The 12091-nt window shown below is 71.5% G+C and carries 3 protein-coding genes; all 3 read left to right on the forward strand.

Annotated features, from left to right (window positions below):
- Positions 1-51: 51 nt before the first annotated feature.
- On the forward strand, positions 52-1539 hold the full coding sequence (locus tag E1283_RS01340) for a CYTH and CHAD domain-containing protein (RefSeq protein WP_243744525.1): 1488 nt from the start codon (positions 52-54) through the stop codon (positions 1537-1539).
- Positions 1540-1585: 46 nt separating this feature from the next.
- Entirely contained in the window at positions 1586-3532 is a 1947-nt protein-coding gene (locus E1283_RS01345; protein ID WP_132815651.1) for a TIGR03960 family B12-binding radical SAM protein, read from the forward strand.
- Positions 3533-4484: 952 nt separating this feature from the next.
- Positions 4485-12091: LamG-like jellyroll fold domain-containing protein (locus tag E1283_RS39390; protein ID WP_132815653.1), on the forward strand; the 7607-nt coding region annotated here is incomplete at its 3' end.

A 12091-nucleotide genomic window follows, 5' to 3' on the forward strand; every position in this document is an offset into this window, starting at 1 on the left:
CCTCGCCGCACCTGGGTGCGGCCGCCGGCCGGGAACCGTACGCTGGTGAGCGTGGCCCTGGAACACGAGCGCAAGTACGAGTTCGCCGGCCCGCTGCCGGAGCTGGCAGGTGCGGGACCCGTCGCCACCGAGCACCGGTCGCCCGTCCGCCGCCTGAGCGCCCGCTACTACGACACCGAGGACGGGCGCCTCGCCGCCGCCGGCATCACGCTGCGCCGGCGCACCGGCGGGCAGGACGCCGGCTGGCACCTGAAGCTCCCGGTGCACCACGCGCTCGGCGACACCGTCCGCGAGGAGATCCAGGCCCCGCTCGACCCCGAGGCCCCGAACGAGGCCCCGCCGGCCGAGCTGACCGCGCTGGTCCGCTCCCGGGTGCGCCGCGCCGCGCTGGTGCCCGTCGTCGACCTCGACACCGAACGCGCCCCCACCCACCTGGTCGGCGTCGGCGGCGCCCCGCTCGCCGAGGCCGTGCTGGACCGCGTCACCGCCCGCCGCGCCGGGCGCACCGCCGAGTGGACCGAGCTGGAGGTGGAGCTCGCCGAGGACGCCGACCCGACCGTGCTGGACGCCGTCGAGGAGCGCGTCACCGCCGCCGGCGCGCGCCGCTCGAAGGCGCCGTCCAAGCTCGCCCGCGCCCTCGCCGAGACCGGGGGCGCCCCCACGCCGCCGGCTCCGCCGCGCCGCCCCGCCGACTCGGCCGCGGCCCACGTCCTCGCGTACGCCCGCCGCCAGGTCGAGGCGATCGTCACGCTCGACCCCGCCGTCCGCCGCCAGCTGCCCGACGCCGTCCACCGGATGCGGGTCGCCAGCCGCCGGCTCCGCAGCCTGCTGCGCAGTGCCCGCGCCGTCCTCGACCGGGGCGCCACCGCCCACCTGGAGGCCGAGCTGCGGCACCTGGCGGGCGAGCTCGGCCTCGACCGCGACCGGGAGGTGCTGACCGAGCGGCTCACCGCCCTGCTCGACGAACTGCCGGACGAGCTCCGCGTCGGCCCGGTCGCCCAGCGGCTGGCCGCCTGGGACCACGAGCGCCGCACCGACACCTCGGCCCTCCTCACCCGGCTTCTCGACTCGCCGCGCCACCTCGACCTCCTCGACGCCCTCGACCGGCTGCTCGCCGACCCGCCGCTGCGCCCCAAGGCCGACCGGCCGGCCGACCAGGTGCTCGCCAAGGCCATGCACCGGGACCGCGACCGGCTCGCCGACCGGCTGCGGACCGCGTTCGACTCGCCGCCGGGGCCCGAGCGGGACGCCGCGCTGCACTCCGCCCGCAAGGCCGCCAAGCGCGCCCGCTACGCCGCCGAGGCCGCCACCCCGGCCGTGGGCAAGCCGGCCCGCCGGCAGGTCAAGCGGTGCAAGGCGCTCCAGCAGGCACTCGGCGACCACCAGGACAGCGTCGTCGCCCGCGGCGCGCTGCGCGAGCTGGCCGACATCGCCCAGCGGGAGGGCGAGCCCTCCTTCAGCTACGGGGTGCTCCACGAGCGCGAGGTCGCCCTCGCGGCCGACCGCGAGCGGCGGGCCGCGGAACTCCCGGTAGGCTGAACGGCCTACCCCCGCCTGTCCGCCAGCGTCCCGAAAGCCGGAAGCCATGCCTGTCGAGTCGGTCTTCGCACGACTGGAGGCCCTCCTCCCGCACGTCCAGAAGCCGATCCAGTACGTCGGTGGTGAGCTGAACTCCACCGTCAAGGACTGGGACGCCTGCGATGTCCGCTGGGCGCTGATGTACCCGGACGCCTACGAGGTGGGGCTGCCCAACCAGGGCGTCATGATCCTCTACGAGGTGCTGAACGAGCGGGAGGGCGTGCTCGCCGAGCGCACCTACAGCGTCTGGCCGGACCTGGAGGAGCTGATGCGCAAGCACGGCGTCCCCCAGTTCACGGTCGACGCGCACCGCCCCGTCGGCGCCTTCGACGTGCTCGGCGTCTCCTTCTCCACCGAGCTGGGTTACACCAACCTGCTCACCGCGCTCGACCTCGCGGACGTCCCGCTGCTGGCCGCCGAGCGCACCGAGGACCACCCGGTGGTGGTGGCCGGCGGCCACGCCGCGTTCAACCCGGAGCCGATCGCCGACTTCGTCGACTGCGCCGTCATCGGCGACGGCGAGCAGGCCGTCCTCGACATGACGGACATCATCCGCGCCTGGAAGGCCGAGGGCCGGCCCGGCGGCCGCGAGGAACTGCTGCTGCGGCTGGCGAAGACCGGCGGCGTCTACGTGCCCGCCTTCTACGACGTCGAGTACCTGCCCGACGGCCGGATCGCCCGCGTCGTCCCCAACCGCTCGGGCGTGCCGTGGCGGGTGTCCAAGCACACCGTGATGGACCTCGACGAGTGGCCCTACCCCAAGCAGCCGCTGGTGCCGCTCGCCGAGACGGTGCACGAGCGGATGTCCGTGGAGATCTTCCGCGGCTGCACCCGGGGCTGCCGCTTCTGCCAGGCCGGCATGATCACCCGCCCTGTCAGGGAGCGGTCGATCACCGGCATCGGCGAGATGGTCGAGCGCGGCCTGACGGCCACCGGCTTCGAGGAGGTCGGGCTCCTCTCCCTCTCCTCCGCCGACCACAGCGAGATCGGCGACGTCGCCAAGGGCCTGGCCGACCGCTACACGGACGACAAGATCGGCCTCTCGCTGCCCTCCACCCGGGTCGACGCCTTCAACATCGACCTGGCCAACGAACTCACCCGCAACGGCCGCCGCTCCGGCCTCACCTTCGCCCCCGAGGGCGGCAGTGAGCGGATCCGCCGGGTCATCAACAAGATGGTCTCCGAGGACGACCTGATCCGCACCGTCTCCACCGCCTACGGCAACGGCTGGCGGCAGGTCAAGCTCTACTTCATGTGCGGCCTCCCGACCGAGACCGACGAGGACGTGCTGCAGATCGCCGACATGGCGACCAGGGTCATCGCCAAGGGCCGCGAGGTCTCCGGCTCCAACGACATCCGCTGCACCGTCTCCATCGGCGGCTTCGTGCCGAAGCCGCACACCCCGTTCCAGTGGGCGCCGCAGCTCTCCCCGGACGAGACGGACGCCCGCCTCGCCAAGCTCCGCGACCGCATCCGTGCCGACAAGCGCTACGGCCGCTCCATCGGCTTCCGCTACCACGACGGCAAGCCGGGCATCGTCGAGGGCCTGCTCTCCCGCGGCGACCGCCGCGTCGGCGCCGTCATCCGCGCCGTCTACGAGGCCGGCGGCCGCTTCGACGGCTGGCGCGAGTACTTCTCCTACGACCTCTGGCTCACCTCGGCCACCACCGCCCTGGCCCCCTTCGGCGTCGACGTCGACTGGTACACGACGCGCGAGCGCTCCTACGAGGAGGTCCTGCCGTGGGACCACCTCGACTCCGGCCTGGACAAGGACTGGCTCTGGGAGGACTGGCAGGACGCCCTCGACGAGACCGAGGTCGACGACTGCCGCTGGACGCCGTGCTTCGACTGCGGGGTGTGCCCGCAGATGAACACATCCACACAAATCGGACCCACCGGGAAGAAGCTGCTGCCGCTGCAGGTGGTGAAGTCGGGCGCTGACCAGGCGAAATAGACCTGGGGGCTGCGGTTGGTGAGTGTGATGGACGTCACGCCGCTGGTTCAGCGGCGCATCTGCTGATCGGGTGACGGTGGCGCCCCGCCTCGTAGGGGGCGCCATCGCGGCGTGGGGGAGCGAGTCGGATCAGTGCTCCCCGCTGCGGAATGTGCTCGGGACGTTCTTTGGTGCCTGCTTCTTGGATCGCCGTGGCTTGCACCTCGAACCCACCAGGGTTGATGACGGACCCGGCGCGCTGCGCGACCTGGTCGCCGAACTCCGCGGTTGCGAACCCACCAGGGTTGATGACGGACACGCCGACCCGCCGCCCGAACTGCGGCAGGCACCGATGTTGCGAACCCACCAGGGTTGATGACGGACCTGCTGCTCGCCGGGCTGCGCCAGCGCTACGCCGCGTTGCGAACCCACCAGGGTTGATGACGGACCTGATCGAGCGGCTGGCCCAGGACATCCTGAGCGGGTTGCGAACCCACCAGGGTTGATGACGGACGCGAGGGTAAGGCCGCAGCTGAGGCCTACACCACCGCACCTGTTGGCGCGCGGATGTGCAGCGGTTCGGCGGTAGTGCATCAGTGCAGGTCAAAGCGATGGGCGGATTGCTCCGCAGGTCTCTGTCTTGTCGCCTGCCAGGCTACGCGGGCCGATCCGCGATATGCCCTTCAGCTTCCCAGGGTTGGGCAGTTGAGTCTGCTGGCCCTGTCGCTTCGACCGCCCGTAACGGGATGACCAGCAGGTCCGTCCGGTTCCGCCTTTCGGGTAACGATCCGGTCTCGCCGTAGGCGTGTTGTCGTGATCACTGCCGATTTGTCGGCGTGAAGGTGCGTTGATGGTGCGACAGGGGTCTCGTGTAAATCTGAAGAGATCATGGAATCTCTTGGTCGTCATGTCGACGATTCGTGGGGGGACCGTGCTTCGCGCGCGCTTTCTGGTGCTGTCCGCTGCCCTGTTGATGGCGGTTCTGACCGCTCTTGACCCGGGCACGGCCGCGGCGGCCAGCCGTTGGGTCGCCGCGTCGGAGGTCGCCGTCGAGGCCGGTGAGGCGCCGGGGCAGGAGTGGGGCTCGGCGGATGGCCTGTCCCACGAGGCCGATGCCGCCGACACGACCGCCGAGGGGGACGGCAGCGGAGGTGAGCCGGGCGAGGCGCCGGGGCAACTGCCGCTCGACGAAGGTCAGTCCACGAGCGACGACCTGGGGGACACGGCCCCGCCGCTGGAGTCCGGTGACCCGGAGGTCATCGAGTCGCTGCCGCCGGCCGAACTCACCGGATTCGACGAGGAGACCAGCGTCGAGGTGCCGGAGGAGCGGACCGAGGACTCCCGCACGTTCCGCAACACGGACGGCACCTTCACCACCCGCTACTACAACGAGCCGGTCAACTACCCCGACCTGGACGGCGCCTGGCAGACGATCGACACCTCCCTCGTCCGCGCCGCCGGCGGTGAGTCGTGGGAGACGACAGCCACCGAAGCCGGCGTCAGCTTCGGCGCCATGGCCACGGACGACCCGTTGATGACGCTCCGTCTGGATGAGGAGTACGCCGTCGGCTACGCCTTGGCCGAGGCGAGCGCCGTCCCCGGCGAGGTCGAGGGGCCGCTCGTCACCTACCGCGACGTCCGGCCCTCCTCCGACATCGAGTTCCTCGGCGGCAACGCCGAGATCAAGGAAACGATCGTCCTCCGCGACGCCGACGCCCCCACAGAGTGGCGGTTCCCGCTCCATCTCGACGGCCTCACCGCCACACTCGACGAGCACGGCGGGATCGCCTTCGCCGACGCCGAGGGCACCGTCCGTGCTCACATGCCGCCCGGCTGGATGGAGGACGCCGCCGTCGACGAGCGCTCCGGCGACGGCGCGATAACCGGCGGCGTCAGCTACGAACTGGCCACCGAGAACGGCCGCCAGGTGCTCGTCGTCACCCTGGACGAGGAGTGGCTGAGCGACCCCGAGCGGGTCTACCCAGTCCGCGTCGACCCGTCCGTGACCCGTGTCGAGGCCAGCTCCTCCACCTATGTGCAGCGTCCGTACAACATCAACTTCTCCACGGACACGATCCTGAAGGCCGGCACCCCCGACGGCGGCGACTCCGCCGCCACCTCGTTCCTCCGCTTCTCCGGCGTGCAGTCGTCGCTGCGCAACGCCTGGGTACTCGACGCGCGCCTCGCCCTCTACAACTCCTGGTCGTACTCCTGCAACGCCCGTCCGGTCACCATCCACCCCATCACGCAGAACTGGTCGGCTTCCACCCTGGCCCAGTACCCAGGGCCGAACGTCGGCGCCGCACTGGCCACCGACCGGTTCGCGCACGGCTGGCGGCCCGCCGGCACGACCAACTGGGCCTGCGCGCCGGCCTGGGAGAGCATCGCGCTCGGCTCCGCCGGTCGGCAGCTCGTGGATGACTGGACCCACGGCCGCAAGATCAACTACGGCCTGGCCATCCGCGCTTCGACGACCGACTCCTACGGGTGGAAGCAGTTCGGCTCCACCCGCTACCCCAACGGCGCGCCGAGCCTGGACGTCACGTGGACGCAGTACGGCGCCACCTACCGCCTCGGCCAGCTCACCCAGCCGGTGACGGCCGTGGGCGAGGGCGTGCAGCGCGTCACCGTCACCAACCAGGGGCAGGAGACCTGGCCCGCCGGCGGCCGGTTCAAGCTGCGCTACAACCTCTACGACGCCAACGGCAACGAGCTCACCGACTCCTCGCTGCGCCGCTACACCGAGATGCCACGAGCCGTCGCGCCCGGTGAGAGCGTCACGCTCGACGCCCGGATCGCGCCGCTGACCCCCGGCACGTACACCGTCGACTGGACGATGACGGACTACGGCGTCACCCGTTTCACGAGCCAGGGCATCCCCGGCGCCCGGGTCCGGCTGGCGGCCGTCAACATCCCGCCCGAGCTGACCGGCGCCGCTCCCGGCAGTGGCGCGGTCGTCGACACCCTCACCCCGACCCTCTGGGCCGAGGGCACCGACCGCGACCACTACCCCAACGCCCGCCTCCAGTACTCCTTCGAGGTCTGCGAGGTCGACGGCGAGAACACCCGCAAGAACTGCCGCACCGGCAGCCGCAGCGTCAACCAGCAGTGGGCCGTCCCCAGCGGCTGGCTCTCCTGGGACAAGACCTACGCCTGGTACGCCTACACCTACGACGGGCAGGCCACCTCGCTGCGTCCCAACCCGTCGCTGTTCTCCACGCGGGTGCCGCAGCCTGCCGTCACCGGTCACCTCGGCGGTTCCGACGGCCGCGACTTCAACCCGGTCAGCGGCAACTTCGCCGCAGCCGCGACCGACGCCGCCGTCTCCACCATCGGCCCGCCGCTGGCCGTCACCCGCACCTACAACTCCCTCGACCCCCGCGCCGACCTTGCCTTCGGCCCCGGCTGGACCACGCGTTGGGACATGCGGGCCTCCGTCGAAGCCGACGGCAACGTGGTGGTCACCCTGGCCGAGGGCAACCGTGTCCGCTTCGGCCGTAACGCGAATGGCAGCTACACGGGCCCGTCCGGCGGCAGCCTCACCCTCACCACCGCGACGGGCGGCGGCTGGGTGCTGCGCGACGCGACCGGCGCCACCCACACCTTCAACGCCGCAGGCCAGCTCACCAAGGTCGCCGACACCGCCGGCCGCGAGCAGCGCCTCACCCACACGTCCGGCCGCCTGGCGACCGCCACCGACGCGCTCTCCGGCCGCACCCTGACCTTCACCTGGCGGGATGACCGGGTGGAGACCGTCACCACCAACGCCGTGGCCCCCGGCGAGGCGGGCCTGACCTGGCGCTACGGCTACACAAGCGGCCGGCTCACCAGTGTCTGCCCGCCCGGCACGACGGAGGAGTGCACTCGCTACAGCTACGAGGACGGCTCGCTCTACCGCAGCGCCGTCCTGGACGCAGGCCCCGTCTCCTACTGGCGGCTTGACGAGGCGGAGGGCGCCACCGCCGCCAGCTCAGCCCCCTCCCGCACCGGCTTCAACGACGCCGAGTACCTCAACACCTCGGGCGGCGCCCCCGGCGCGCTGGCCGGCACCAGCGACACCGCCGCCTCGTTCGACGGCACCGACACCGTCGTCCGCCTCCCGCACGACACCCTGCGCACCACCACCTTCCTCTCCATCGAACTGTGGTTCCGCACCACAGGTCCCGGCGTGCTGGTCGGCTTCCAGAGCCAACGCCTCGAGGACGGCCAACCCGAGTCCTGGACCCCGCCGCTGACCGTCGACGCCAACGGCAAGCTCTCCGGCTACCTGTTCACCGGCGACCGCGGCAACATCACCCCGATCAAGAGCTCCGCCACGGTCACCGACGGCGCCTGGCACCACGCCGTCCTCACCGCCGAGGGCACCACCCAGACCCTCTACCTCGACGGCCGCGCCGTCGGTACCCTCAACGGCACCATCGACCACCTCGACATGGCCTACACCTACCTCGGCGCCGGCTACTCCTCCTCCGGCTTCGACGGCATCGCCGGCGGCGTCCGCCGCCTCAACGGCCAACTCGACGAGGTCGCCGTCTACCACCGCGCCCTGGACGCCGCCACCGTCGCCGAACACCACGCCCTGCGGCAGCCGGCGGCCCGCCTCACCGAGGCCACCCTCCCCTCCGGCCGCACACACGCCACCAACACCTACGACGACGCCACCGGACGCATCACCGAACACACCGACGCCGACGGCGGCACCTGGCAGCTCTCGCAGCCGTCGTTCACCAACGGATCGAGCACCTACGCCGACACCGTCCGCTCCGGCGACCCCACCGGCTACTGGCGCCTCACCGAACGCTCGGGCGCTGCCGCCGCCAGCGCGATCGGCGACGAGACCAACGGCGCCTACCTCGATGGCGTACGTCCCGGTGGGCCAGGACCCTTCGCCGACGGCGACACCACCGCCCCCTACTTCACCGGACAGTCCGACAGCGCCGTCGAGGTCCCCACCGACGCGTGGGGCGACACCGCCGCCCAGACCGTCGAACTCTGGTTCCGCACCACCGAATCCGGCGTCCTGGTGTCCATGCAGAACCAGCCCCTCGGCACCACCCCCACCAGCTGGTGGCCCATGCTCCTGGTCGACCAGGACGGCTATCTGCGCGGCCGTCTCCGTTACCCGGGCGACGCCACCACGCTGCGCTCACGGGCGCGCGTCGACGACGGCGAGTGGCACCACGTCGCCCTCACCGGCACACAAGAGGCGCAGATTCTCTTTCTCGATGGCGATCGCCAAGCGGACAACAGACAGGGCACCAATACAGGACGGTTGCCGTACACCTTCATCGGCGGTGGATACTCCTCGCCGAGCTGGGACGGGCAGTCAGACGGGTACCGCAACTTCTCCGGCCAGATCGCCGAGGTCGCCTTCTACGACACGTTGTGGATCACCCACGTCACCGACAGCGGCATCGGCTGGTCCAACCACGGTGACAGCAGGATCAGCACGGCCACCGCTCTGGTGTCCGGCACCGGCGATGACTACCGCGCTGCCGTGATGGGCGACGGAGCCGCTGCCTACTGGCAGTTCAACGAGAACGGTAGCGCCACCGCGTACGACGAGGGCGGACGCCATCACGCCACGCTGGAAGGCACGCTCTACCGCAGCCAGCTCGGCCTCTTCGGCGTCGGCGACGGCAGATCCATTTACGGCACGACCAACGGAGCGGTCCGGATGCCGGGCGATGTCCTTGCCGGTACCACTGACATCTCCGCCGAGATGTGGTTCAGCACGACCTCGACAAAAGGTGTGCTGATGGCCTTCCAGGACGCCCCGTTGGGCAGCACCCCCGCGCACTGGCAACCAGTACTGCTGATCGACGGTGACGGCCGCCTGCGCGGACAGTGGTGGATACCCGATGCCGGTGGTCCTTCCCCCATCACCTCCCCCACGCCCGTGAACGACGGGGAGTGGCACCACGTCGTCCTCTCCGGATCCGGGAACACCCAGACCCTCTACCTGGACGGCGTGGCGATCGGCACCAAGACCGGCGCCTTCGCGGACACCAGCCGGCCGTACGCCTACCTCGGCGGCGGATACAGCAGCAGCCAGTGGATGGGGCAACCGGCAGGCACCTACAACCTGTTCGGTTACCTGGACGAGGTCGCGCTCTACCGGCAGGCCCTGACGGCCGACGACGTCGCCGCCCACTACACCGCCCGCGTGGAGCGCGCCAGTTCGGCGCTCGGCGCCACCGTCACCGTGACCAACCCACTCGGCGACACCACCGACGCGACCTACGACGCGCTCCGCGGCTACCGCGTCACCTCCGTCACCGACGCCGAGGACGGCACCACCACCTACGCCTACGACACCGGCGGCTTCCTGCACACCGTCACCAACCCCAACGGCGACGCCACCATCACCGGGCACGACGAGCGCGGCAACACCGTCTCGACCACCACCTGCCGTGGCCCGCGGGACTGCCAGACGTCGTACGCCGACCACTACCTCAACGCGAACAACCCGCTGGACCCGCGCAACGACAAGCCCACCGCCACCGCCGACGCCCGCTCGACCGGACCGGCCGACGCCACCTACCGCACCACCACCAGCTACACCACCCTCGGCCTGCCGGAGACGACCCGCCTCCCCGACGGCCGCACCACCCGCCGCACCTACACCACCGGCACCGAACCGGCGGTCGGCGGCGGCACCACCCCGCCGGGTCTGCTGGCCACCGACGTCCAACCCGATGGCGCCACCACCCGGTACGCCTACTTCGCCAGCGGTGACGTCGCCCGCACCACCCAACCCTCGGGCCTGGCCCTGGAGTACACCTACGACGGCCTCGGCCGCCGGCTGACCGAGACCGAGATCTCGGACGCCCAACCCGACGGCGTCACCACGACGTTCGTCCACGACGCGCTCTCCCGTGTCACCTCGGAGACCGGCGCCACCACCGAGAACGCCGTCACCGGCGAGGACCACACGGCCCAGGTGACGCGCGCCTACGACCCGGACGGCAACATCCTCACCGAGACGATCGCCGACCTGGGCGGCGACGACCCGGACCGCACCACCCAACAGCGGTACAACGAACACGGCCGCGTCGACCGCGTCATCGACCCCGAGAACGGCACCACCTACTACGTCTACGACGACCTCGGCCGGCTCGCCCAGGAGACCGACCCCGCCGGCACGGTGCTGCGCCACACCTACACCCCGCGTGGCCAGCACGCCACCACCGTCCTCCAGGACTGGACCGGCGACCCGTCCGGTGAGGTCCGTGACCTCACGCTCGTCTCCAACGCCTACGACCCGGCCGGTCGCCTCGCCACCACCACCGACGCCATGGGCGCCGTCACCGCCTACCGCTACTTCGGCGACGGCCTGACCGCCACCGTCACCGCCCAGGACGTCTCCGGCACCCGCGACATCGTCCTGGAGGACAACACCTACAACCGCGCCGGCCACCTCGTCCGGCAGGCCACCGGCAACCGCACCGTCGTGACCGAGCACGAAGTCGACGTCACCGGACGCGTCACCACCACCGTCCTCGACCCGGACGACCTGAACCGGCGCACCGTCACCACCTACGACGACGCCGACCGCCCGCTGGAGGTCCGCCAACTAGGCTCCTCCGACGCCGACTTCCTCACCACCAGCTACACCTACGACCCGGTCGGCAACCCGCTCACCCAGACCGTCGCGGACGCCGACGAGCAGAGCACCACCCACCAGACCTTCGACCAGCGCGGCCTCGTCACCTCCAGCACCACTCCGCGCGGCCACACGACCGATTACGCCTACGACGCGCTCGGCCGCCCCATCGGGCAGACCGCTCCCGAGGTGGACGGCACCCGGCCCGAAACCCGTACCGGCTACAACGCGTTCGGCGACGCCACCGAGCAGCGCGACGCGCTCGGCGCGATCACCCGCATGGCCTACGACCGACTCGGCCAGCCGACCACCGTCACCAGCCCCGAGTACACGCCTCTCGGCGGCCAGCCCATCACCGCCACCGCCGAGACCGTCTACGACACGCTCGGCCGCACCGTCGCCACCACCGACGCCCTCGGTCGCACCACGCGTTACGCCTACGACCAGCTCGGCAACCTCATCACCCGCACCGACCCGGATCCGGGCACCGAGGCCACCGCCGCGTCCCGTTTCCTGCTCGACCCACCGGACGTGGAACTCGCCGACACCCCAGGCTCCGGCAGCGAGACCCACTACACCCACACGCCCACCGGCCTGCCCCTGTCCACCACCGACCCGACCGGCGCCCGCACCGAGGCCACCTACGACCCGCTGGGCCGCCAACTCACCGCCACCGTCGTCGAACGCCACCCCACCACGGCGAACCTGACCTCGACCTACACCTGGGACGACGCGGGCAACCAGACCGAATCCGTCACAGCGGAGGGCATCGTCGCCCGGGCGCGCTACAACGCGGCCGGCGAACCGACCGGCGTCTTCCAGAGCGGCCACTGGACCACCATCGATCGGGACGCCTTCGGCCGCGAGACCCGCACCACCACCCCCGCCGGCTACCGCACCGACCTCACCCTCAACCACCTCGGCCAGGTCGTCCGCACCGACGAGTACGGCAGAGGCGACACCGTGCTGCGCAC

The organism is Streptomyces hainanensis (assembly GCF_004348415.1).
GTDB lineage: Bacteria > Actinomycetota > Actinomycetes > Streptomycetales > Streptomycetaceae > Streptomyces > Streptomyces hainanensis.